At 64.6% G+C, this 22592-nt stretch carries 28 protein-coding genes and 1 tRNA gene; 10 read left to right on the forward strand and 19 right to left on the reverse strand.

Annotation, left to right across the window (positions count from 1 at the left end; translation table 11 throughout):
- Window positions 1-8: 8 nt before the first annotated feature.
- From ACOGXH_RS14395 to ACOGXH_RS14410, 4 genes are all read right to left on the reverse strand, one after another.
- On the reverse strand, window positions 9-797 hold the full coding sequence (locus ACOGXH_RS14395) for a menaquinol-cytochrome c reductase cytochrome b subunit (protein ID WP_419929781.1): 789 nt from the start codon (window positions 795-797) through the stop codon (window positions 9-11).
- Window positions 798-839: 42 nt separating this feature from the next.
- A complete protein-coding gene (gene extP, locus ACOGXH_RS14400; RefSeq protein ID WP_419929782.1) occupies window positions 840-1565 on the reverse strand; it encodes a selenite/tellurite reduction operon b-type cytochrome ExtP in 726 nt (241 codons plus the stop codon).
- 99 nt (window positions 1566-1664) lie between these two features.
- Complete coding sequence (locus tag ACOGXH_RS14405) at window positions 1665-2081, reverse strand: NADH-quinone oxidoreductase subunit I (RefSeq protein ID WP_419929783.1); 417 nt, start codon at window positions 2079-2081, stop codon at window positions 1665-1667.
- A complete protein-coding gene (locus ACOGXH_RS14410; protein WP_419929784.1) occupies window positions 2081-2665 on the reverse strand; it encodes a hypothetical protein in 585 nt (194 codons plus the stop codon). The genes ACOGXH_RS14405 and ACOGXH_RS14410 overlap by 1 nt, the downstream gene beginning before the upstream one ends.
- A gap of 201 nt (window positions 2666-2866) precedes the next feature.
- Between ACOGXH_RS14410 and ACOGXH_RS14415 the strand changes: the two genes are divergently transcribed.
- On the forward strand, window positions 2867-3643 hold the full coding sequence (locus ACOGXH_RS14415) for a c-type cytochrome (protein ID WP_419929785.1): 777 nt from the start codon (window positions 2867-2869) through the stop codon (window positions 3641-3643).
- Window positions 3644-3660: 17 nt separating this feature from the next.
- Window positions 3661-4884 (forward strand): geranylgeranyl reductase family protein, encoded by a 1224-nt coding sequence (locus ACOGXH_RS14420; RefSeq protein WP_419930383.1) that lies wholly within the window; start codon window positions 3661-3663, stop codon window positions 4882-4884.
- On the opposite strand, the gene hemL is transcribed toward ACOGXH_RS14420, so the two are convergent.
- The 11 genes from hemL to ACOGXH_RS14475 form a co-directional block, all read right to left on the reverse strand.
- A complete protein-coding gene (gene hemL, locus ACOGXH_RS14425) occupies window positions 4881-6134 on the reverse strand; it encodes a glutamate-1-semialdehyde 2,1-aminomutase (protein WP_419929786.1) in 1254 nt (417 codons plus the stop codon). The two genes, ACOGXH_RS14420 and hemL, sit on opposite strands and share 4 nt — an antisense overlap.
- 47 nt (window positions 6135-6181) lie before the next feature.
- Window positions 6182-7645 (reverse strand): uroporphyrinogen-III C-methyltransferase, encoded by a 1464-nt coding sequence (gene cobA, locus ACOGXH_RS14430; RefSeq protein WP_419929787.1) that lies wholly within the window; start codon window positions 7643-7645, stop codon window positions 6182-6184.
- A 31-nt stretch (window positions 7646-7676) separates the two neighbouring features.
- The gene (gene hemC, locus ACOGXH_RS14435) at window positions 7677-8537 is read right to left on the reverse strand and encodes a hydroxymethylbilane synthase (RefSeq protein WP_419929788.1); all 861 of its coding nucleotides are present in this window, start codon (window positions 8535-8537) and stop codon (window positions 7677-7679) included.
- 10 nt (window positions 8538-8547) lie between these two features.
- Window positions 8548-9798: a glutamyl-tRNA reductase gene (locus ACOGXH_RS14440; protein WP_419929789.1), complete on the reverse strand. Its 1251-nt coding sequence runs from the start codon at window positions 9796-9798 to the stop codon at window positions 8548-8550.
- Window positions 9799-9816: 18 nt separating this feature from the next.
- Window positions 9817-10452 carry a precorrin-2 dehydrogenase/sirohydrochlorin ferrochelatase family protein gene (locus ACOGXH_RS14445; RefSeq protein WP_419929790.1) on the reverse strand — a complete coding sequence of 212 codons (636 nt, stop codon included), beginning with the start codon at window positions 10450-10452 and terminating at the stop codon, window positions 9817-9819.
- Between the two features lie 98 nt (window positions 10453-10550).
- Entirely contained in the window at window positions 10551-11414 is an 864-nt protein-coding gene (locus tag ACOGXH_RS14450) for an SAM hydrolase/SAM-dependent halogenase family protein (RefSeq protein ID WP_419929791.1), read from the reverse strand.
- A 45-nt stretch (window positions 11415-11459) separates the two neighbouring features.
- Complete coding sequence (locus ACOGXH_RS14455; protein WP_419929792.1) at window positions 11460-11654, reverse strand: helix-turn-helix domain-containing protein; 195 nt, start codon at window positions 11652-11654, stop codon at window positions 11460-11462.
- A 138-nt stretch (window positions 11655-11792) separates the two neighbouring features.
- On the reverse strand, window positions 11793-12587 hold the full coding sequence (gene proC / locus ACOGXH_RS14460) for a pyrroline-5-carboxylate reductase (protein WP_419929793.1): 795 nt from the start codon (window positions 12585-12587) through the stop codon (window positions 11793-11795).
- Between the two features lie 153 nt (window positions 12588-12740).
- The gene (locus ACOGXH_RS14465; RefSeq protein ID WP_419929794.1) at window positions 12741-13196 is read right to left on the reverse strand and encodes a YbjN domain-containing protein; all 456 of its coding nucleotides are present in this window, start codon (window positions 13194-13196) and stop codon (window positions 12741-12743) included.
- 10 nt (window positions 13197-13206) lie between these two features.
- A complete protein-coding gene (locus ACOGXH_RS14470) occupies window positions 13207-14421 on the reverse strand; it encodes a glycosyltransferase (protein ID WP_419929795.1) in 1215 nt (404 codons plus the stop codon).
- 65 nt (window positions 14422-14486) lie between these two features.
- A complete protein-coding gene (locus tag ACOGXH_RS14475; RefSeq protein WP_419929796.1) occupies window positions 14487-14723 on the reverse strand; it encodes a MoaD/ThiS family protein in 237 nt (78 codons plus the stop codon).
- A 70-nt stretch (window positions 14724-14793) separates the two neighbouring features.
- On the opposite strand from ACOGXH_RS14475, the gene ACOGXH_RS14480 reads away from it, so the two are divergent.
- A complete protein-coding gene (locus ACOGXH_RS14480) occupies window positions 14794-15390 on the forward strand; it encodes a histidine phosphatase family protein (protein WP_419929797.1) in 597 nt (198 codons plus the stop codon).
- Here the strand turns inward: ACOGXH_RS14480 and ACOGXH_RS14485 are convergent.
- Window positions 15387-15575, reverse strand: coding sequence for a hypothetical protein (locus ACOGXH_RS14485; RefSeq protein ID WP_419929798.1), 189 nt, complete (start codon window positions 15573-15575; stop codon window positions 15387-15389). The two genes, ACOGXH_RS14480 and ACOGXH_RS14485, sit on opposite strands and share 4 nt — an antisense overlap.
- Before the next feature lie 52 nt (window positions 15576-15627).
- On the opposite strand from ACOGXH_RS14485, the gene ACOGXH_RS14490 reads away from it, so the two are divergent.
- Window positions 15628-15700: transfer RNA gene (locus ACOGXH_RS14490), tRNA-Lys, on the forward strand.
- 37 nt (window positions 15701-15737) lie between these two features.
- Window positions 15738-16487, forward strand: a complete 750-nt coding sequence (locus ACOGXH_RS14495; RefSeq protein ID WP_419929799.1) for a hypothetical protein — start codon at window positions 15738-15740, stop codon at window positions 16485-16487.
- A gap of 22 nt (window positions 16488-16509) precedes the next feature.
- Here the strand turns inward: ACOGXH_RS14495 and ACOGXH_RS14500 are convergent, their stop codons facing one another.
- Window positions 16510-17784 (reverse strand): ammonium transporter, encoded by a 1275-nt coding sequence (locus tag ACOGXH_RS14500; protein WP_419929800.1) that lies wholly within the window; start codon window positions 17782-17784, stop codon window positions 16510-16512.
- A 95-nt stretch (window positions 17785-17879) separates the two neighbouring features.
- Window positions 17880-18659: an aspartate dehydrogenase gene (locus ACOGXH_RS14505; RefSeq protein WP_419929801.1), complete on the reverse strand. Its 780-nt coding sequence runs from the start codon at window positions 18657-18659 to the stop codon at window positions 17880-17882.
- 97 nt (window positions 18660-18756) lie between these two features.
- Here ACOGXH_RS14505 and ACOGXH_RS14510 point away from each other — a divergent pair, with 97 nt between their 5' ends.
- Entirely contained in the window at window positions 18757-19131 is a 375-nt protein-coding gene (locus ACOGXH_RS14510; RefSeq protein ID WP_419929802.1) for a hypothetical protein, read from the forward strand.
- On the opposite strand, the gene dut is transcribed toward ACOGXH_RS14510, so the two are convergent.
- Window positions 19128-19565: a dUTP diphosphatase gene (gene dut, locus ACOGXH_RS14515; RefSeq protein WP_419929803.1), complete on the reverse strand. Its 438-nt coding sequence runs from the start codon at window positions 19563-19565 to the stop codon at window positions 19128-19130. The two genes, ACOGXH_RS14510 and dut, sit on opposite strands and share 4 nt — an antisense overlap.
- A gap of 101 nt (window positions 19566-19666) precedes the next feature.
- Between dut and orn the strand changes: the two genes are divergently transcribed.
- From orn to ACOGXH_RS14535, 4 genes are all read left to right on the forward strand, one after another.
- Window positions 19667-20215 (forward strand): oligoribonuclease, encoded by a 549-nt coding sequence (orn, locus tag ACOGXH_RS14520; protein WP_419929804.1) that lies wholly within the window; start codon window positions 19667-19669, stop codon window positions 20213-20215.
- Complete coding sequence (locus ACOGXH_RS14525) at window positions 20215-21291, forward strand: MBL fold metallo-hydrolase (protein ID WP_419929805.1); 1077 nt, start codon at window positions 20215-20217, stop codon at window positions 21289-21291. The genes orn and ACOGXH_RS14525 overlap by 1 nt, the downstream gene beginning before the upstream one ends.
- Before the next feature lie 348 nt (window positions 21292-21639).
- Window positions 21640-21978, forward strand: a complete 339-nt coding sequence (locus tag ACOGXH_RS14530; RefSeq protein WP_419849009.1) for a WhiB family transcriptional regulator — start codon at window positions 21640-21642, stop codon at window positions 21976-21978.
- Between the two features lie 18 nt (window positions 21979-21996).
- A complete protein-coding gene (locus tag ACOGXH_RS14535; protein ID WP_419929806.1) occupies window positions 21997-22536 on the forward strand; it encodes a TlpA family protein disulfide reductase in 540 nt (179 codons plus the stop codon).
- The last annotated feature ends 56 nt before the right edge of the window (window positions 22537-22592 follow it).

Raw genomic sequence — 22592 nt, forward strand, 5'->3', positions numbered from 1 at the left:
GTCAGTTCCTACAGATCGAAGAAGAGCCCGACTTCCCACGGGAAGACGAAGTTGAAGCCGGGTCCCCTGAAGAAGGATCCGATGAGAACGAGGATCGCCCAGAACATCAGGTGGATGGTCATGAGCGAGATGGCGAACTTGCGATCTTCGGGCTTCTTGTTGGGGTTGCGGTCGACGTACGGCGCCAGGATCAGCAAGAACAACGCAATGCCGGGGATGGTCACACCAGCCACCATCGGGTGGAACATGGTGAGCAGCTCTTGGAGGCCGAGGAAGTACCACGGTGCCTTGGACGGGTTGGGCGTTTCGTTGAAGTTGGCCAGCTCCAGCAGCGGGGCGTTCACGAAGATCGAGAAGATCAAGGTGAATGCAGTGAAGATCAGCGCAGCTACAAACTCCACCACCAGCAGGTGGGGCCAGACGTGGACCTTGTCGGTGGGGGTGGCCTTGACATCCTGGATGGAGCCCGACTTGACCACGGTGAGCAGCCGTTGGGTTCCTCCGCCGGGGCCGGTGGGCTCGGGCTGGGCCGGTCCGGCGGGCATCGGGGCCGTGGCCACTGCGGCAGCCGCCGCCGGGGCGGCACCGCCAGCCCCGGCCTGATCGCGGGCCGACTTGGACCGATCGAGCAAGTGGTCGGGGATCTTGGGCCCGCCCGAGCCCTCATCGGAGCCAGCATCGGACGACTCCGCTCCCGAGGATTCGGGCGCGGCCTCACCGCCGCCGCCCTGTTGGGCTTGGGCGCGCTCACGGGCCTCTTGGGCTCGCTTCAGGAGGTGTTCAGGGACTTCCGCCATGGGCTCTCAGATCGGGCCAGGAACGTCGTTGCGACGACGCTTCTAGAGCGGCCCGGAAATACCTCCGTCCTTTCTTACTCGCCAGAAGTGGATGGCCATGAATATGACGATCACAAAGGGCAGCATCAGCACGTGAAGCACATACCAACGCAGCAGCGTGTCGGTGCCGATCTCCACGCTGCCCAGCAACACAAATCGCACTTGATCGCCGAATACAGGGGTGAACCCCATCATGTTGGTTCCCACCGTCACCGCCCATAGGGCCAGCTGGTCCCACGGCAGCAGGTAGCCGGTGAACGACAACAGCAAGGTGAGGGTCAGCAGAATGACGCCAATTACCCAGTTGAACTCCCGGGGTGGCTTATAGGCCCCGTGATAGAAGACCCGGGCCATGTGCAAGAACACGGTGATGACCATGAGGTGAGCGGCCCATCGGTGCATGTTGCGCACCAGCAGTCCAAAGGCGACTGAGGTTTGGAGGGTGTAGATGTCATCCCAGGCCTGCGCCGCAGTGGGGCGGTAGAAGAACATCAAGAAGATGCCGGTCACGGTGAGGAGGATGAACAAGAAGAAGCTGAGACCGCCCAAACACAGGGTGTAGCTGACCTTCACCGCGTGGCGCTTCACCTTCACCGGGTGAAGGTGGTACAGCACGCTGTTCATGATCACGTAGCTGCGGTTTCGGGGGCTGTCGCTGTAGCCCTTGCGGAAGATCGAACCCGGACGAAAGATCGACGACCAAGCCTGCGAGCCCTGCATGTCGCTCATCATTTGGCTCGCGGCCTGCTTGGCTCGCTCGCTCGCCGGTGGTCTGGGCTGCTTTGCCACGGTGCTCCTGTGTCCTCTTGTCCGTTCCGGGCCTTAGTTCTAGGTCAACCGCATGCCGTAGCCGTAGCCGTAGCTGGTCATTCGCGTATGCGGGTCGCCGTCGCCCCCGGGATCGCCCAACCGGCCCAGCGTGATCACTCCCGTGGGGCATCGGTCCACGCACAGGGCGCAGCGAGTGCAGGCATCCTCATCGATGGTGAAGATCACATGGTCGCTGGGGTCGACGCCAGGCTGTTCGGCACCCACCGCCAGGTCGACGGCATCCGGGGCGACCATGTGGATGCACTTCCACGGGCAGATGTCCACGCACCCCTCGCACATGATGCACTCGGACTGATCGATGTGGATGAACTGCTTGGGCTTGACCTTGCTCTGGAGGTAGTCGTTGTCCACTTCGACCAGCACGTAGTCGTCGCGGAACTCAGGCATGGGGGGGTTGGCATCGCTGCTAGCCATCAGACTGTGCTCCCTTCTCTCACGATCGGACGCCCGTACTCGGACTTCTCCACCTCGACCGGGGCGGTCTTGCCCCGGCTCTGCCAAACCATCCAGCCGGCGATATTCCCGGCCAACGCCAAACCGTAGATCAACACTGCGATCACATCGCGCAATACCAGGTAGGGAAGGTCGAATGGCAGGGCCCAGGAGATGATGCCCTGGTTGCCCACGTAGTAGCCCTCAATGAGACGGTCCTTGCGCCAGCCCAGCTCGCTGTCGGCATACACCAGCCACTGGTGGGGTACCACGCCGTAGATCCAGAAGAGCAAGAAGAAGATCAGTGCGGCGCCCAGCATGGCCTCGCCCCAAGTGTGGTACTTGCCCACCGGCCGGCGGCGGGCATACTCCAAGAATGCGACGGTGCCCATCACGGAGACCACCAAGGAGGCGGTGAAGGCCACGTTGAAGTACGGCGCACCCAATCCCTCGTCGTACTGGTGGACGGCGATGAATGCCCACAGTGCCAGATAGAGGACGAAGCATCCTCCGAGGGCCTTGTAGAACTTGGTGACGGCGATGTCTATGGGCCTGTTCGCGGCCACGGTCCTCCCTTAAATGGGTGCGGTCGCGATTGATAGTAGTAGCCCCACCCTGCACTTCTACACATCAGAGTGACTGCTGCCCATGCCTCCCAACCAAGGCCCAAAGTCACTGTTCGCGTGGGTTGGGCCGTTAGCGTTGGGCGAGCGTAATGTGGCACGGGACCGGAGGCTGTTCCGGTCGAAAGTCACACCGGAGGAGCGTTGGTAGAAGTACCCGAGCATCTGCTGAAACGATCGCAAGATCGTCGCAAGGACCTCGGCGCGACCACCGGCGACGAACCGGCGGCAGAGGTTCCGCCATCGGAGACCGCCGCCGCTCCTGCGGTGGCTCAAACTCAGGCTCCTGAGGCCACCGCGACACCGTCTCTGCCCGAGCTCCCCGACCTGGAGCCGGAGCCCGAACCTCTTCCCGAGCCGGTCAAGCCGTGGGTTCAGGCCGCTCTGACCCGCAAGAAGATCCCGGTGTGGGCCGTGCCGGTGCTCATCTTCCTGCCGTTCTGGGCCATCATCTTCGCCGGCACCCTGGAATCCCCCGAGCGGGACACCGAGATCATCGCCATGGGCCGGGAGGTCTACGACGGCGATGGCGGATGCGCCGGCTGCCACGGGGCCGAGGGCGGCGGCGGGATCGGCCCGGCACTGGTCGGCGGCGAAGTCTTGGCCGCATTTGTCGACTGGCGGGACCACGTGATTTGGGTGGTCAACGGCTCGCCCCCCGCCGGACAGGTATACAACGACCAGGGCGAAATCTCCACGGCTGGTATGCCCTCCAACGGCGACAAGCTCTCCGCTCGGGAAATCCTGGCTGTGGCCTACTTCGAACGGGTGGAGTTTGGCGGGGCATCCGAGGCCGATCTGCACGACCTCGAACTTTTGTTCGAGGCCGATGGCGTGTTGCCCAATCAGTTCGACGTCGGCCAGACCTTCCCCAGCACGTTGAACGGCCTGATGGCGAGCGCCGGGATCGGAGCGGGCTGACGCCTCGACGCGACCTGCTGGTAGTCGGCGGCGGTCCGGCGGGAGCAGCCACCGCCTATTGGGCTGCCCGCCACGGCCTCGACGTGGTGGTGGTTGAGCGCAAAGAGTTCCCCCGAGACAAGACCTGCGGCGATGGGCTGACCCCCCGGGCGGTCAAGTCGCTGTGCGACATGGGCTTGGGCGACGAGCTCACCCGCTACCACCGCTATCGGGGCCTGCGGGCGGTAGCCCACAAGCGCACGATGGAGATGGACTGGCCCCAACACCCGGTGTTTCCCGACTACGGCTATGTGGTGCGGCGACGGGAGCTCGACCAGATGGTGGCCGACCATGCCGTGGCCGCCGGCGCCGAGTTTCTGCTGGCCACCGAGGCCACCCAGCCGATGCTGGTCAACGGATTGCTCGACGGGGCCGAGGTGGTGAACAAGACCAACGGGCGGACCTGTCAGATCCAGGCCCGCTATGTGGCGGTGGCTGACGGGGCCAACTCCCGGTTCGGCCGAGCCCTGGGAACAGCCCGAGACCGGGCCTATCCCCAGGGCATGGCCATCCGCACCTATTTCGAGAGTCCGCTGCACGACACCCCGTGGATCGAGAGCGCACTGGACATGCGGGACCGCAACGGCAACTCCTTGCCCGGCTACGGCTGGATCTTCCCGCTGGGCGACGGCTGCGTGAACGTGGGCGTCGGGCTGTTGTCCACATTCCGCGACTACACCTCGGTGAACACTTCGCATCTGATGCGGGAGTTTGCAGCCACGCTGCCCGCCTACTGGGAAATCGATCCCGATCGCCCGCTGATGGAGCCGGTGGGTGGACGCCTGCCCATGGCCGGGTCGGTGAACCCAAAGGTGGGGCCCAACTACCTGGTGGTGGGCGACGCGGCCGGGTCGGTGAACCCATTCAACGGCGAAGGCATCGACTACGCCTACGAGACCGGAAAGATGGCCGCCGATCTGGTGGCCGAAGCTATCGCCACCGGCGACGGAGGGGTTATCTGGCAGTACCCGGCCCTGCTGGAGGAGAACTACGGGACTTATTTCCGGGTGGCTCGGATATTCGCCCGGCTGATCGGCAAGCCTGCTCTATTGCGGGAGCTCACCCGGATTGGCATGCAGTCTCGCCCAGCCATGGAATGGGCCCTACGGATCATGGCCAACCTCATGGACCCTGACGACCCTGGGCCGGCTGAGTACATCTACAAGGCGGCCGCCCGGGCCACCATGGCCGCGTCGCCCTAGTTCTCGAGAGCCGCGGCGAAGGCTTCCACTGTGGTGTCGATGTGATCGTCGGTGTGGGCCAGGCTGGGGAACAGAGCCTCATAGGGTCCAGGGGCGAAGGCCACACCTGCCTCGAGTAGGGCGTGGAATACCCGGGGATAGACCCCGTTCTCCGCGGCGACTTTGGCTTGGTCGAAGTCGGTGGGTATGTCAGAGCAGAAGAACACGCCCAGCAGCGATCCCACCCGGGGCACGATGCAGGCCACTCCGACGCCCGAGGCGGCCGCGGTCATGCCGTCGGCCAAACGGGCCGCTGTGTCGGCCAGACTGCGGTATGTGTCGGGGGTGAGCTGTTCCAGGGTGGCCAAGCCGGCCGCGGTGGCTAGCGGGTTCCCCGACAGGGTGCCGGCCTGGTACACGCCGCCCAGAGGAGCCAGATGCTCCATCAGGTTGTCCCGGCCTCCGAAAACGCCGATGGGCAAGCCTCCACCCACCACTTTGCCGAAGCACCACAGGTCGGGGGCCACCCCGAACCACTCGGTGGCCCCGCCGGGAGCCAGGCGGAAGCCGGTGATGACCTCGTCGAACACCAGCAGGGCACCGGCTTCGTCGCAGGCGGCTCGCAGCCCCTCCAGGAAACCGGAAATCGGGGCGACCACCCCCATGTTGGCCGCCACCGGCTCAACCACCACTGCGGCCACGTCGTCGTCCACGGTAGGGATCTGGTTGTAGGGGGCCACCACGGTGTCGGCTACTGCTCCGGGGGTGACCCCGGCCGAATCGGCCAGCCCCTGATTGGCCACCCCGCTGCCCCCCGCGGCCAGCAGCCCGTCGCTATGTCCGTGGTAACAGCCGGCGAACTTGATGATTTTGGTACGGCCGGTGGCCCCCCGGGCCAGGCGTATGGCGGCCATGGCAGCCTCGGTGCCGCTAGAGGTGAGCCGGGTCCAGTCCATGCCAGGCACCCGGTCGCACAGCGTCTCGGCCAGCAGGACCTCGCGCTCGGTGGGTGCTCCGTAGCTGGTGCCGTCGGCGGCGGCCTTGACCACTGCCTCAGTGACCGCAGGATGGGCATGGCCCAGAATGCCGGGGCCGTAGCTCTGCACGTAGTCGATGTAGCGGCGCCCCTCTACGTCCCACACGTAGGGACCCTCGGCCCGAGCCACAAAGTACGGCGTGCCCCCCACCGACCGGAACGATCGCACCGGCGAGTTGACCCCCCCAGGAATCACCCGCCGCGCCCGCTCAAACAACTCCCGGTTGGTGACCATGCCTGGGATCGTAGTTTTTGGGTTCTTCCAATTCGGCAGCGAGAAGCTCAGCGGGTGAAGAAGGTCTCCAGGGCGGCGACAAGGCCATCGACGGTGTAGTCGGTGGCTTCGATGGCCACTTCCAGGTCCCGGTCACGGGCAGTAGCGGAGGTGACGGGGCCGATGGTAGCCACCACCTTGGGCACCGCGTCGACACCGTAGGTGTCCACGAAGTTGGTCACGGTGGACGACGACGTGAAGGTGATGACCTCAGCGTCAGCCAGCACGGCCGCCGCGGCGGGGTCGGGGGCAGGGGACACGGTTCGATAGGCGGGAACAACGTCCACGTCCCAGCCCGCAGCGACGAGACCCTCGGGCAGCACATCGCGGGCGGTCTCGGCCCGGGGAATGAGCACCCGTCCGGGCCAGTCGGAGCCAACCTCATCGGCCAGAGCTTCCAGCAGGGCTTCGGCCACGTACTGCTCGGGCACCAGGTCGGCGGCCACGTTGCGGTCGGCCAGCGCGGCGGCAGTTCCTGGTCCGATGGCGGCTACCCGCGCTTCCCCGAGGCTGCGGGCATCCCGCAGGTGCTCGAAGAATCGGTTGACCCCGGTGGGCGAAGTGAACACCACCCAGTCGTAGCGGCCAACCTCGGCAGCAGCCTGCACCAAGCGGTCGAGGTCTTTCGGGGCCTCAAAGGCGATGGTGGGCAATTCAACAGCCTCCGCCCCTCGACGGCGAAGTTCAGTGGCCAGCGCGGCGGCTTGAGGCCGAGCCCGGGTCACCACAATGCGGCGGCCGAACAGGGGCCGGTTCTCAAACCAAGCCAGATCAGCAGCCGCCACCTCGCCTATGACAATGGTGGCGGGCGGCTGGGGGTCCAGGTCGGCCAGAGTGGCCAGGGTGGCCCGCAGTGTGCGCTGGTTGGGCCGGGTGCCCCATTGCACTGCGGCCGCCGGGGTGTCGGGGGCCATGCCGGCGACGATCAAGCGCTCGCAGATGGGACGGCACCGGGCCGCACCCATGAGCACCACCAGCGTGCCCCCCAGGGCGGCAACGGCCTCCCAGTTGACTGACTCCTCGCCCTTGGCCGGGTCCTCGTGGCCGGTGACCACGGTGAACGAAGTGGAGGAATACCGCATGGTCACGGGGATTCCGGCGTAGGCGGGAACCGCCACTGCGGAGGTGATGCCGGGGACGACCTCAAAGGCCACGCCAGCGGCAGCCAGCGCGGCCGCCTCCTCACCACCCCGGGCGAACACAAAGGGGTCGCCGCCTTTGAGGCGTACCACCTGTTGACCGGTCCGTCCTCGGGCCACCAGCAAAGCGTTGATGTCGTCTTGGGAGGTGCGGGGCCCTCCAGGCTGTTTGCCCACCGAGATGCGCTCGGCATCGGGCGGAGCCAAGTCGAGGAGCGAGGCCACCGACAGCCGGTCGTACACCACCACATCGGCACTGGCCAGCACCTCGGCCCCTCTCAGGGTCAACAGATCGGGATCGCCTGGCCCCGCGCCCACCAGATACACGGTCATTGAACTGTCCAAGCCAGCTTGAGATACACGGTCATTGGGCCACCAAGTCGAGAAGCTGGCGGGCCAACTCCTGTCCCAAAGCCTCTCCGTCATCGCCTTCGCCCACCACGGTGTGGCAGCGGCCGTCGATGCTGTCGGCCAATACCGCCCGCATGGCCAACGTGTGACCCCGAACGTGGGCGTGAGCCCCTGCGGGCAAGGTGCAATCGCCGCCCAGGGTGGTCAGAAAAGCCCGCTCGGCATCTACCTCTCGGCGGGCAACCGGGTCTTGAATGGCAGCCAGCAGGGCGAGGACCCTGTGGTCATCGGCACGGCACTCCACCGCCAGGGCGCCCTGGCCAACCTGAGGAACCATGACCTCACAGCCCAACACGTCGACCACCGACGGGTGCTCACCCAGGCGGTCCAAAGCGGCCTTGGCCATTACCACCGCGTCGTAGTCGGAGGCTTTTTCCAGCCGGGTGCCGATGTTGCCCCGCAGTTCGGCGAACCGCAGATCGGGGCGAAGCTCTCGAAGCTGCACCCGGCGGCGCGCTGAGCCAGTGGCCACCAGGGCGCCTTGGGGAAGATTGGACAAGCGACAGCCAACCAACGCATCTCGAGGATCGGCTCGGCGGGACACCGCAGCTATCACGAGACCGTCGGGGGTGGCCGCAGGCAGGTCCTTGGCCGAGTGCACGGCGATGTCGGCCCTCCCAAAGAGCACCGCGGACTGCACTTCTTTGACGAATACTCCCTTGCCACCGATGGCCGAGATGGGCTCGTCGGCCAATCGGTCGCCGGCGGTGGTGACCAGAACCGGCTCGACGTCGGCGGTACTTCCCAGCAGTTCAGCGATGTGGGTGGTCTGCCAGCGGGCCAAGGCGCTGCCCCGGGTGGCGGCCCGCAGCATGGGGTGGTCCCTAGAGATCGAACAGGTCCCGGAGCGCTTCGGCCAAGCGATCGCCCCGCGGTGATCCGGCCGCGTCTTTCAGCCTGACGGTGGGTTCGTGCAGAAGCTTGCCCACCAAGCCCCGGGTGGCCGCTTCCACTGCCTCCCGCTCGGCCGGGGACAGACCACCCGCATGGCGGTCCAGCTCCTCCTTGCGCAGAATCTCCGCCCGAGTCCGGAATGCGGCAATCAAGGGAGCCGCCTCACGGGCCGAGCTGTGGTCCAGGTACCGGTTCAGTTCGTCATCGATGATGCCCCGCACCCGATCCAACTCGGCGCGGCGCTCTCGCAGTCCCCGATCGGCGAACGCCCGCAGATCGTCCATGTCCAGCAGGGTCACCCCGTCCAGATCGCCCGCCGCGGGATCCACATCGCGGGGCACCGCAACGTCCACGATCAATAGCGGGCGATTGGCCCGCTCAGCCATGATCTCGGCCACGTCGCAATGCTCCAGAATCATCGACGACGCACCGGTAGAGGTGAGCAGCACGTCCACCACCGCCAACTCGACGGACATCTCGTGGAGGCCTACCGCACGGCCTCCGATCCGCTGGGCCAATTCCTCGGCCCGGCCGGTGGTGCGATTGGCCACCACCACCTCTGCGGCCTCGCTCTTGGCCAGGCTGGCCGCCATGCCCTCGCCCATGTCTCCGGCCCCCAGCACCATGAGCCGGCGGCCGGCCAAACCGTCCAGCCGCTCGGTGGCCAGGGCCACCGCCGCCTGGGATACCGAGGTGATGTGGCGGGAAATGCCAGTCTCGGTACGGGCCCGCTTGCCCACCTCCGTGGCGTGGCGGAAGAGATTGTTGAGCGACGAGCCGCAGGTGCCCTCCAACCGGGCCGTCTCCCATGCGCTCTTCACCTGACCTTGGATCTCGTTCTCGCCGAGCACGGCTGAGTCCAAGCCGCAGGCCACCGAGAACAGGTGCGACACCGCATCGGCCTCGTAATGGGCGTAGAGGGCATCGCTGAACTGCTCAGGTGCCACATGGGCGGTCTCGGCAAGGAAGTCCCGCACATTCTGGAAAGCTCCGTGGAAGGTCTCGGCAAACACGTAGACCTCGATGCGGTTGCAAGTGGACAGCACCACCGCCTCGGAAACGTGCTCTCGACCGATCAGATCGGCCAGTGCCTTGGGCAGGGCGGACTCATCGATGGTCATCCGCTCCAATAGGCCGAGCGGTGCTGATCGGTGGTTGATGCCTATCGCCAGTACGGACACGTTTTGCCAGACTTTCGCCTACATCAAGGTGTTGTCGACCAATTGGTCGATCTTTGCTTGCGCTTGTCCGGTTTCGCCGGAGCGGATCAACTCCAGCATCCCCGAATCCAATACATCTTGCCAAGCCAGGCCCTCGGTGTGCATCCCCGCTTTCTGAATGCGTTCTCGCGCCTCGCTGAGCAGGCACAACAGGGTTTGGTATTCAGGGCCAATCTCTTGTTCCAATCGTTGGCGGAGCCAGCGTGACAGGGCCGGACTGTGCCCTCCCGTAGAGCAAGTCACTAACAGCGGTCCCTGACGCAGTCTGCTGGGCAGGGTGAAGGAGCAGTGATCGGGGTCGTCGGCACTGTTCACCCACACCCCAGCGGCCTCGCCGTCGCGGTAGACCTCGCCATCCACCTCGGCTCGGCCCGTGGCCGCCACCACGAGCCGGTAGCCCACCACGTCGCCAGACCGGTAGTTCCGGTGATGAATGGTCACGCCGGAACGGGCCTCCAGTTCGGAAACCACTTCAGGGGCAATCACATCCACCACTGCCCCCGCTTCCAGCAATCCGTCGGTCTTGGCCAGCGCTACCTGTCCTCCGCCCACCACTAGACAGCGGTGGCCGCGAATCCGCAGATTCACCGGATAAAGGACCTCATCGATGGGCATGGCCGGGCTCCGCTAACGAGCCAGCACGAAAAGCTGAATGACCGCAGCGATGAGAATGGCCAACAACAAGATGGCGATGGCGATGGTTGTTCCGGGTCTCATGCCAGTTCGTCCGATCGTTTGGGTTGCAGTTGGACCGGGGTGGCCGGAGCAGCCCCACCGGACTCGACGGTGATGGAGTCTCCCTCTACGCAGCTCAACTCCATTGCCGCTGATCCTCGGTTGACGGCGATGGCCACCAAGCCATACGAGTCTACCAGCACCCCCAATTCCCCACTCTCCAGGTCGCTGTAGGTGTTGGCTCGAATCGCGTTGCGGCCGATATCGCCGGCGGTGAGCCGGAGGGCGGCTCCCAGTGGCTCCAGATCGGTGGGATCCAGATTGAGCTGCAAGTTGCCGAACCGGTCTATCCACAGCACCTCGGCGTGGATCTGGTCTCCTTCGGTCCGGCTAACCGGCACCACCCCAGGCACCAGAGAATGCACCGGGATCGGAGTTCCCACCTCTTCGATATCGGCACCCAGACAAAGGTGGGCGGCGGTGGGGGCGAACACATCGCGCCCGGCAAAAGTAGGTCCGGGAGAAGCAAGGTGGTAACCCTCGGCGGTCAGCTCAACCGCACGAGAAGCTCCTCCCACCATGGCCACGGCCGGGGCCAGCAGTCCGTTGTCGGGGCCGACCAGCACCGAGGTTCCCTCGCCCACCTCCACTGCCACCGCTCGGCGAGTACCGCCCACTCCGGGGTCGACTACGGCCAGCACGACGCCGGGCACCAGATATTGGGCGCTGCGGGCCAGAGCCAGGCCCCCCGCTCGCACATCGTGGGGAGCGATGTCGTGGGTGATGTCTACCACCACAACTTCCGGAGCGACCGAGCGAATCACCGACTTCACCACGCCGACGAATTCATCGCCTAATCCGTAGTCCGAAAGAAACGAGATGGTGTCGTATCGCATTGTCATTGCTTGGCCACCACCTAGTGGTGTGTCCAGGGGGGAGCGGCAGCGTCAGCCTGCCTGGGTGTAGCGACTGGCCAAGTAGCTGTCGACGTCTCCCTCGCGCAATCGGTACGACTTGCCGATCCTCACAGCAGGAAGGTCTCGGGCCTTGATCAGCCGATACACCGTCATCGTTGAGACTCTCATGAGGGCAGCAACCTCTGCCACGGTCATGAGTTTGTCCCGCCCTTCTGGCTTTGCCATGCCAACACACCCCTCACTCCGCTGTGCGCCGCTCACCTTACGCGGCACTGCCCGTCGAGTGCCACCCCGCTTCCGAAAGAACAAGGAAAACGTGGACTTACCTTGTTGTAACCGGCCTCGGGTGTGCTTCTCGCGTGCTCAGGAGGCACCCAGTTCGCGGCTGCGCTCTGTGGCGGCAGCAACTGCGGCGATGAACGCGGCGGCCGCACTGCGGGCTTCCAGTTCGGCGATCCCCCGGGCAGTGGTGCCCCCCGGTGACGTAACCGCGGCCCGCAGATCGGCGGGCGGCTCCCCCGACTCGGTCAGCAGCCGGGCCGCCCCGAGAAGAGTCTGTCGGGTGAGCGCATCAGCCATGTCGGGGGAAAGACCAACCTCTACGCCCGCGGCCGTCAATATCTCCGCCAGCCAGAACACATAGGCAGGCCCGGAGCCGGATAGCCCGGTGACCGCGTCAAGCATTCGCTCTTCGCACACCACCACCGTGCCAACCGCTTCGAGGATTCCTGTAGCCCAAATGAGATCTTCCTCAGCGGCATGACGGCCCGGGGCGATAGCCGCCGCACCGGCCCCTACCAGTGCAGGAGTGTTAGGCATGGCTCGAACCACTCGGGTCTCTTCACCCAGAACGGACTCCAAGGACGCGGTGGTGACCCCGGCAGCAATGCTGAGAACCCTGGTAACCCCGGCCTCTCTAAGACTGTCCCCTGCGGAGGCGGCGTCGTCGGGCTTGACCGCCAGTACCGCATCAGCCCGCTCGACAGGGTGGTCGGTCACCGTCACCCCGCTGAAGCGATCGGATAACTCTGCTCGCCGATCAGCGATCATTTCCACGACAGCCAGGTCGCCAGGCTGAGCCCACCCGCCGGCCAGAAGGCCGCCGAGCAAGGCTTCACCCATGCGACCCCCGCCGATGAGTTGCAGTCGAATTGCCACCTCTCTGCTATAGCAGGCCTGAGGCGGTCTCATCGGACAAAAATGCTCTGGCCGGCGGGAGGACTTCCCCGATCACCCCCACCGGCCAGGAGCATTGCGCGAGGAACTTACATCCTAACTATATTGAAATCAATTGATAATTACTGACAATGGCTAATTGTTGAATCGAGTGGCATAGCCGATTCGCATGCAAGGGCGAAACCACCGCTCCGAGTAGGCGTAGAACGAGCCCAAGAGCCGGTCGATCTCCGCTTCGGTAACCGTGTGGGCCGACATTTCGGCAACCAAGAACACTGCGTCCTCCACCCCAATGGCAAAGCGCAGCCCGTTCAGCTCTCGGTTGCGCCGCAACAGGTACTCGTACAGCCGGGCCTCGTTCTCCTCGGGTGCGGGCATGAAATGGCATTCGCAGTGCAATTGGCGTTGGCCGAGAGTGAACCAAACGGTGGAGACCGTCTTCTCCTCCCCCACCATCCGCACGTACCAGCGGCGCTGGCCGGGCTCCCCTCGGTCCACGGTCAGCACTGTCGGGTTGGTGTGAAGCTGATCCTCCAGCCACGCATCTATGTCTGATTCCAAAGCGGCTAACTCTTCGGCCCCCAGAATCATGGGTAATCGATCAGGTGCAATCGACAGGCACTCGGGACTGAGCCCGGCGATAGGTGGCTTGAAGGGATTTGGCCATGGCAGTCCAGGAGAACAACCGAGCCCTTTCGGCAGCATTCATGGCCATTTCGGCGGCCAGCAGCGGCTTGTTGATCAGCGCGGCTACCTGGGCGGCGAACGCCTCTGGGGTGGGATCGTCCACCAGGAATCCGGTGCGGCCGTGATCCACCACCGAGCGCAGGCCACCCACTGGGGCGGCCACCACCGGGGTTCCGCTGGCGGCGGCTTCGAGGGCTACCAACCCAAACGACTCACTGCGGCTGGGAACCAGCACGACGTCGGCCGCCCGGTAGTACGTCGACAGCCAGTGGTGGGGGCGGGGTGGAATGAGCGCTACCCGATCGGCCAATCCCAGTGACTGAATGCGGTCTTGCAGGCGCCGGTATTCAACCTCGCCCTCGGTGCCGCTGGGGCCGCCTACCACCATCAGGCGAGCGTCTTTGCGCTCCAGAAGGGCCAACGTCTCCACCGCCACCAAGGGTCGCTTGAGCGGCTGGATCCGGCCCACAAACAGCAGAATCGGCCCGGGACCAAGGCCAAGAGCAGCCCGAGCCCCTTCTCGGTCGCCGGGAGAAAACAGCGCGTGCTCGACCCCCGGCGGAGCCAGCTCTATCCGCTCAGACGGTGCACCGTAGAAGCTCTGAAGTTGTTGAGCCTCCGGTTCACAGGAGGCGATGACCACATCGGCGCAGCCGATCACCTCGGACTCGGCCAGGGCCCGCTGCTCCGGCTCGGGGTCGCCGGTGGCTGCCTTTACCCGGGCCAGCGTGTGAAAGGTCACTGCCAACGGCACGCCCACCGCATGTTTGACCCGGTGACCCGCAACACCCGACAGCCAATAGTTGGCGTGGATCACATCGGGCTGGCCGTTCCGTTGGAAGTCAGCCAACACGCCTTCGGCGAACTCGTCCACCACTTCGAAGAGATTGTCTTTGCCCAAACCGACGGGACCGGCATCGACGTGGACCACGGTCACGCCGGGTTCGATGGGCACTTCATCGGGCAGGCCGTCCTGGGCCCGGCGCACATACACTCGACACTCGCTGCCCGCGTGGGCCAGCGCCGCGGCCATCTCCCTCACATAGACGTTCATGCCCCCGCTGTCGCCCACTCCCGGCTGGGTCAGTGGCGACGTATGCAGGGACAGCACGGCCACGTTCTGGGTCATGGCCTCACGCTCTGGATCACGGCGTGATGGGTCGGCAACCAATAACAGGACATGGCCAAAAAAGGCTATCCCCCGGAGACAGGAGGCAGCACAGCTACCTCGTCGCCGTCGGCCACTGGTTCAGCCCCGGTGACGGGCTCGCCGTTCAGCCACACCCGGCATATCTGAAGTTGCTCGGCAAACGCCGCCCCGTAGCGATCGGCCGCGGCAGCCAGAACCTGTTCGACGGTGGCGCCGGGCACTTCATCTCTTCCGGTGCCAGCCGCCTCCCTGACGTGCGCGAACAGACGCAACGTGGCCATGGACAGAATTCTACGGGAATCCTCCGCCACTGCCGCAGTCCGCAAAGGTGCAGCAATTACCGTGAAAGCCGTGGCTAGTCTACTGCTGATCCGACATGGGCAGTCGGAGTGGAACGCGTTGCGGCGTTGGCAGGGCCAGGCTGATCCCCCGCTGTCGGAGCTCGGTCGCCAGCAGGCGGCCGCGGCTGCGGCCCGGATCGACCCGGTCGACGTAGTGGCCGCCTCCACCTTGCAACGATCCCGAGTCAGCGCAGAGATCATCGCCGAGATCATGGACTGCGACCCGCCGATCCCGATGCCCGAGCTGATCGAGCGGGACGTGAGGGAGTTCTCAGGGCTGACTCGGGAACAGATCGAAAAGCAGTTCCCTGGATTCCTGGAAAATGGCCGACGCCCGCCCGGCTGGGAACAAGATGACGCCCTGCTCGACCGGGTATTGGCAGGCCTCAAACGATTGGCTGATTTGGTTGGCGGCCGGACTGCGGTGGTGGTCACCCACGGAGGGGTGATCTACTCGCTAGAAGACCATCTGGGCTGCCCGCCCGAGCGGGTTACCAACATGAGCGGCCGCTGGGTGACGGTAGCCAATGGCCAGATGGAGGCTGGGGAGAGAGTCCATCCTCTCGACAAGGTGGACATTCAGCTACCCCCTGCTGATCTGCTCTAGCCGGCAGTGCTCTGAAACAGCTCGGCACAGCGCTGGAGCACGGGGCGCTGGCCGATGCTGCCGTCGGCCTCGGCGGCCTGGATCCGAAGGCGCAGTGCGTCGAGGTTTTCGAGTTCGGCCAGCACGGCCTCCACGTCGATCAACTCGCTCTCCACGTCGCCCAGCAGGGCTTCCCAGGCTTCCACCGTGGGGCATATTACCGACCACACCAAAGGGTCTGGGCGATACAGTGACGGCGGGCCGCTAGCTCATCAGGTAGAGCAGGAGACTTTTAATCTCAAGGTGCTGGGTTCGAGTCCCAGGCGGCCTACAAGACTCGAACCGATCTTCCTACTACGCTGAGGGCCATGCGACGCTCTATAGCATTGATCGCCATCTTGGCTCTGCTCTTCGCGGCCTGCGGGAACGACGACGAGTCCGCCGACGAGGCCACGCCGGAACCAGCTGCCGAAGAGCCGGCGCCCGTCTCCACACCGGCGCCCATCGAGGAGCCCGTCGAAGAGGAGCCTGTCGAAGAGGAGCCCGATCCGGCGCCAGAGGTTGAGCCAACACCCGCCCCGGTCGAGGAGTCCACACCGGTGCCCGTGCTGACTTCCGAGCCCGTGGAACGGCCTGAGCCGGAAAACTTCGACGATCCGGCCTTCAACAGCGACGACAAGCTCAGCACCGTGGGACTCGGCTCGGTCTACTTCGGCATGACCCCGGATGAGGCAGGCGACGCGGTCACCACCCTGTGGACCGGCGGCCCCGGAGAAGGCACCCCCCGGTGCTATCTGCTGGCCCCAGCCGGCGGGCCATCGGGTGTGGTGCTCACGATTTACAACAGCAGCATCGAACGGATCGACATCACCAACCCGAGCATCACCACCCGCTCGGGGGCCAGCGTGGGCAGCACCGAAGCCCAACTTCATGAGCTGTTCGGTGAGCGACTGGTGGTGTCTCCCTATGCCGACGGCAGCGGCAACTCCATCCAGTACGTCCCGGTTGACGAGGCCGACGTCGACTACCGGGTGATCTGGGAGACCGACGGTACGTCGGTTACCTCGATGAGGTCCGGACGACTTCCCGCAGTCGCCCCCGGGGAACCCTGCACCTAGTGGGGTGTTGGAGTTCGGACCCTTAGTCCAAGTCGTTCGGCTCGGGCATCAACACAAACTCGGGGTACGCCTCGAGTCCGAGTTCGCCGACGTCTTGGCCCATGCGCTCGACTTCGGCCGAAACCCGCAGACCCATCAACAGGTCCAGCGCCTTCCACACCAGCAGCGACACGATGAAAACGAAGGCCCCGATGGAGACGATGCCCAGCAGTTGAATGTGGAATCGGCCCCCTGCGGCAATGGTCACGGCCAGAGTGCCCCAAATGCCGGCGATGAGGTGGGCAGGAATGGCGCCGACCACATCGTCGATCTTGACCATCTCCAGCACCTTGATGCCCAGCGTGCAGAGCAGACCGCCAATGGCACCAATGACCATCGCCCACCAGTGGTCCACCATGGTGGGACCAGCAGTGATGGCTACCAGTCCGGCGATTGCGCCGTTCAGACCGGCGAATAGGTCGATCCTTCCCAGAATGGAACGGGAAACGGCCAAGGCGGCCAGCACGCCAGCCGCGGCGGCCAGATTGGTGTTGACCAGCACAATGGTCATCGCCACCGCATCAGTCGGGGTACCCAGCGCGAGCTGGGATCCTCCGTTGAATCCGAACCAGCCGAGCCACAAGATGAATACGCCCAACGTCACCACCAACACGTTGGAGGGCGGGGTCGGCCTCACGCTGCCGTCCTTCTTGAACTTGCCCAAACGAGGGCCCACCACCAGCACTCCGGCCAACGCCGCCCAGCCCCCGGTGCCGTGGACGATGGTGGAGCCGGCGAAGTCCTGGAAGCCCTCTTGGGCCAGCCAACCGCCACCCCAGGTCCAAGAACCCACGATGGGGTAGATGAATGCGGTCAAGATGATGGTGAAGGCGAAGAACGCCCAGAGCTTGATCCGCTCGGCGATGGCCCCCGACACAATGGATGCGGCGGTGGCCACGAAGACCATCTGGAAGAACCAGTCGGACATGACCGCGTATCCATTGTCCACCACGTCTCCGACCGCGCTCATGTCTCCATCAAGCAGGGCTTTCTCGGCCCCCGACGGCCCGTAGAGGAACTCGAAGGAGCCAATCAGGTCACCGACATCGATGTACATGATGTTGTAGCCGATGATGAAATAGGCCAGACCAGCGATGGAGTAGATGCCGATGTTCTTGAGGCAGATCATGGAGGCGTTCTTGGTGCGGACCGCCCCGGACTCCAACATCGTGAAGCCGGCGCACATCCACATCACCAATGCACCCCAGATCAGGAAGGCAAACGTGTTGAAAATAAACTGGTCTGGCAACTCGACCATGACTTCCCCCTGTCCCCCGCTTGTCCATAGTCAGACAGGCGGCTCCTTCAGCGTCAAGCTACATACAGGCACCAAATCCATCAAGGGTTTCTGGCCTAAAGGAAAGAAACTGGGGGTTGGCCGATGTCACCGAGGGCTCGGAGCACCGAATAGGCGGTGACCGCGCTGGTGCGGGGGTTGTCAGGGGAGGCGGCATTCTCAAACGACAGCTCGTAGTTGCCGGCAACCCCTGAGGCGGTCACCACATGGCGCACCCGGGTAGCCTCCGGGTCGCCCACCATCTGCACCCGCACCCGATCGAACCCCACCGTGGCCAGCGACAAGGTGGCGGTCACGTTGGCCGACTCCGGGAAGAGGGCACAGGCCTGTCGGGCCGGACCGTCGAACACTGTCACCGGCTCAGTCCCCTCGGCCAGAGCCCCCTGCACCGCTTGCTCCATCCACGGGCGGCTCAGTGCCGCGGCAGGCTTGGTGCTGGCAATGGCCACCTCCTCCAGCGGCCCGAACAGCATGGCCGCCCGAAGGATGTCGAACCCGCCGATGGCCCCAGTGCACAGAAAGAGGCGCCCGCCTTCGGCCTGTCGCAGCCGAGCCTCTAAGTCTTCGTCGGCCAGAGCCCCAATGCTCACCACCAGCAAGTTGATGCCTGATTCCCGCACCGCCACCCCGTGCTCGTAAAGCGCCCCATGGCCAGCCGCCTCCACCACCACATCAGATCGGGATAGCAGCGAGTCCCGATCCTCCACCTTCAGCGGGTGGTCGACCACGAGATCGAATACCGCGGTCAGCTCTGCCCCCTTGACGGCACCCTGTGACAGCTCGCGGGCCACCACTGAACCGATGGCCCCACAACCGATCAAGCCGACTCGAAGCATCGAGAAAGAATATCGGTTGCACTCCATTTTCAATGTTCTGTTGCTCTTGTTGGTACCCTCAACATATGGAACCGGCGGTCATGGAAGGCTGAGAACCGTGGTCGGCGACGTGAGAGTCAAGGTGCCTGCGCTCAAGCGGTACGGTCGCATGGCAGAGATCGCCGCTATCCACGCCGCCACCCACCAGGGTTTCCCCTCCGAGGAAGTCGCCGAACTGAGCCAGGCCATCAAGGAGGCGGTGCTGCTATTACTTGATCCTGAGCAGCCCGACAACTCAATCTCGTTCGACTATCAGAGCAAGGCGGGGATCGTCACCATTGAGGCCCAGTTGGACAACCGGGGATGCAAACCCATCCCCCACAGCCGGATCGACCGCTTCGAGTCGTCCGCGGGGCAGCTGGTGGACTCGTGGAAGCTCGACCCCGACGAGCACCGCCTATGGCTCCAAAAGTCAGCCAAGGGTTTGGGCTAGGCGCCGGTAGAGCCAAATCCTCCTGATCCCCGTGACGAAGGGGGCAGTTCCTCCACTTCCACGAAGTCGGCCTGCTCCACCCTTTGCAACACGAGTTGGGCGATCCGATCGCCCCGGCGGACCAGAAATGGCTCGGCGGGGTCGGTGTTCACCAGGAGCACCTTCAGCTCACCCCGGTAGCCGGAGTCGATCAGGCCCGGAGTGTTCAAACAGGTGACGCCGTGGCGCAGGGCCAGGCCGCTGCGGGGCTGCACAAACCCGGCATACCCCTCGGGGATGGCAATGAACGTACCGGTGGGCACAAGGCCCCGGCCACCTCCCGGGGCCAGCTCAACGTCTTCGCTGGCTACCAGGTCGGCCCCGGCGTCGCCCTCCGTGGCGTAGCGGGGAAATGGCAGGTCAGGACGGCTGCGAACGATGGGGATCTCCAACACGGCGGTGACAATACCTGTCCTGAGCGGATACTTCTCCTGATCCGTGTCGATTACCCGCCGGTGCTGGTTCGGTCCATGCAAGGCTCTAGGGTCAAACCAGCATGCTGGCGTGGATGGACTTGGAGATGACGGGGTTAGACCCGGCCACTGACGTGATCGTGGAAATCGCCACTCTCATCACCGACGACAACTTGGAGCTGATTGCCGAGGGGCCTGACCTGGTGGTTTCGGCACCACCGGAGGCGATGGCCTCCATGCAACCGGTGGTGGTGGAAATGCACACCAAGAGCGGGCTACTGGAGGAGATCAAGGCATCCACCCTGAGCCTGGAGGCCGCGGGCCAGATGACTCTGGAGTTTCTCAAGACCCACATCGACAAGCCCCGCAGCGTGCCGCTGTGCGGCAACTCCATCGGGGTAGACCGCCGGTTCCTGGCCGCCCAGCTCCCCGAGGTGGAGAACTACTTGCACTACCGCTCCATCGACGTCTCCACCATCAAGGAACTGGCTCGCCGATGGAATCCCCCGGCATTTCGCAAAGCGCCTCAGAAGGCCAAAGGCCATCGGGCCCTCGACGACATCCGCGAGAGCCTCAACGAGCTGCGCCACTACCGGGACACGTTTTTTTCCCTCCCTCCAGGGGCGGACTAATGACCGAGCGGCCCCGCAAGCAGGAGCAAGAAGAGGCCACCACCGAGATAACCGAGGTGGTCCCCGGAGTGCTTCGCACCATGTTGCCAGTGAACCTGCCCGGGCTGGGCCACGTGAACTGCTACGTGATGGAAGACGAGCGAGGGGTCGCGGTGGTCGACCCCGGCCTTCCCGGCCCCGATTCCTGGAACGCCCTGGTCGACCGGCTCGACCGGGCTGGCTACAAGGTGGGCGATGTCCACACCGCCATCATCACCCACTCCCACCACGACCACTTCGGCGGCGCCGAACGGCTGCGAGAAGAGGCCGGCGCCGACATCTTGACCCACGAAAGCTTCCGCCCGCTTTTTGAGCGCAACGAGGCGAGGGAAGACCACGACGCCGAAGCCAACGCCTCCGAAGAGGAGGTGTTGGAGCGGATCGAGAAGAGCTTTCGCGCTCGCACCCCGTGGGGAACCGAGCGTACTCCCCCCAGCCGGGAGTACATCCAGCGGTTCCGGGCCAGGGACAACTTCCACGCCCGCTGGTTCCAGACTCCCAAGCCGACGGTGAAGGTGGTGGATAGCCAGGTCGTCCGTTTCGCCCGACGGGACTGGGTGGCGCTCCACACTCCCGGCCACACCGGCGACCACCTATGCCTGTACGACCTCGAGTACGGCGCGGTGTTCTCTGGTGACCACGTGCTGCCCACCATCACCCCCCACATCGCCGGCCGTAGCGACACCGACGATTCGCTGGCCGAGTTCTTCGACTCGCTGGAGCGCATGAAGACTTTGGAGGGCGCCACTATGGCCCTGCCTGCTCACGGACACCCGTTTTCGGACATCGGAGCCCGAGCCGACGACATCTGCGATCACCATCACGAGAGGCTGAACGTGTTGCGCCACGCCAGCCCCAAGCTGGGCTGCGCCACCGTGGAGGAATTCATGCGGGTGCTGTTCAGCGAGCGGGCCTGGGGCGACATGGCCGCCAGTGAGACCTTCGCCCACCTTGTACACCTCAAGGTGATCGGCGAAGCCCACCAAGACGTCACTTCCGATGGCCTGGTGACATTCGAGATCAAGCCCGGGCTCTAGCGGTCCGCCCCAAAATGATCGGGAAATAAATTGACATCGCACTCAATACACTGTTGAGTAGTGGTCATGTTCGCCCAGAGCTATCTCGCATTCGGCCATCAAGGCCGTGCCGCGCGCGTAGCGATGGCCGAAACTGCCCGGATTAACCAGGGCTATTGGCCGACACCATGCGTGTTTGGTCACAAGACCGCCACCGGAAGGCCTCGGGGAGGGTCCACGTAGAGCACCTACAAGGATCAAATATCTGCCGAGGCCGCCGGAAAAATCCGGCGGCCTTTTCAGTTTGTAACCACCACTCAACCAACCATCAGGAAGCACCTAACCGAAGACCCCCGAAAGGAGAGAACAATGGAGGCCCTGCTCTTTGAAAACGCACCGTGGCGCTTGGAGGCCGCGTGCCGCACCATCGACGCCTCGCTTGGGGAGATCTTCTTCTCCGACGAACTCCAGAACATCTCCCGGGCCAAGGCCATCTGCGCCGAGTGCCCGGTAATGGCCGAGTGCCTAGAGGGCGCCATCGCTCGCCGCGAGCCGTGGGGAGTGTGGGGTGGCCAGTTGTTCCGCAATGGCAAGGTGCTGACCAGCAAGCGTCGTCGGGGTCGTCCGGCCAAGGTTCCTCGTCCCGAGGACGAATTCGTCCAGGTACCGGTGCCCGTACACCTGCGTGAGCGGCTCCGCTCGGCCTGATGGCCGGACCCCGGTTTGATGGCTGATTCGGCCAATAGCCGGATTGGCCTAATGACCGGGCGGTGCCGCCCGCTGGCCACGGCCGCGCTGATCGTCGCCTCGGCGCTGATCGCCGTCGTCGCCGGCTCCTGTGGATCGGGAGCCGGCGACGACGTCCAAGCCACCGACATCGAGTTCGAGATGCTGGATGGCGGCACAACTACAGTGGGCGACTTCCTCGACCGTCCGGTGGTGCTCAACTTCTTCGCCTCATGGTGTACGCCGTGCATAACGGAGATGCCGGCGCTGGAGTCTGTCCACCAACAGCGCCCCGACATCGCCTTTGTCGGCTTGGCGGTCAACGACACCCCCACCCGGGCCCGAGAGATCGTGACCGACACCGGGGTGACCTACGCCACCGGAATAGACCCAAACTCCGCCATTGGCAACGCCTACGAAATTCTGGGCATGCCCACCACCCTGTTCATCACCACCGACGGCGAAATCGTCTACCAGCACACCGGCGGCCTGACCTTCGACCAGATCACCGAGCAACTGAACACACATCTCACCCCGTAGAGCGACAGGACCCGCCGCCCAGACTCTTTGGCACCCTCTTTCGAGCAATTCCTCAA

The sequence above is a fragment of the Candidatus Poriferisocius sp. genome (genome assembly GCF_965208355.1).
Taxonomy (GTDB): Bacteria; Actinomycetota; Acidimicrobiia; order Acidimicrobiales; family Bin134; genus Poriferisocius.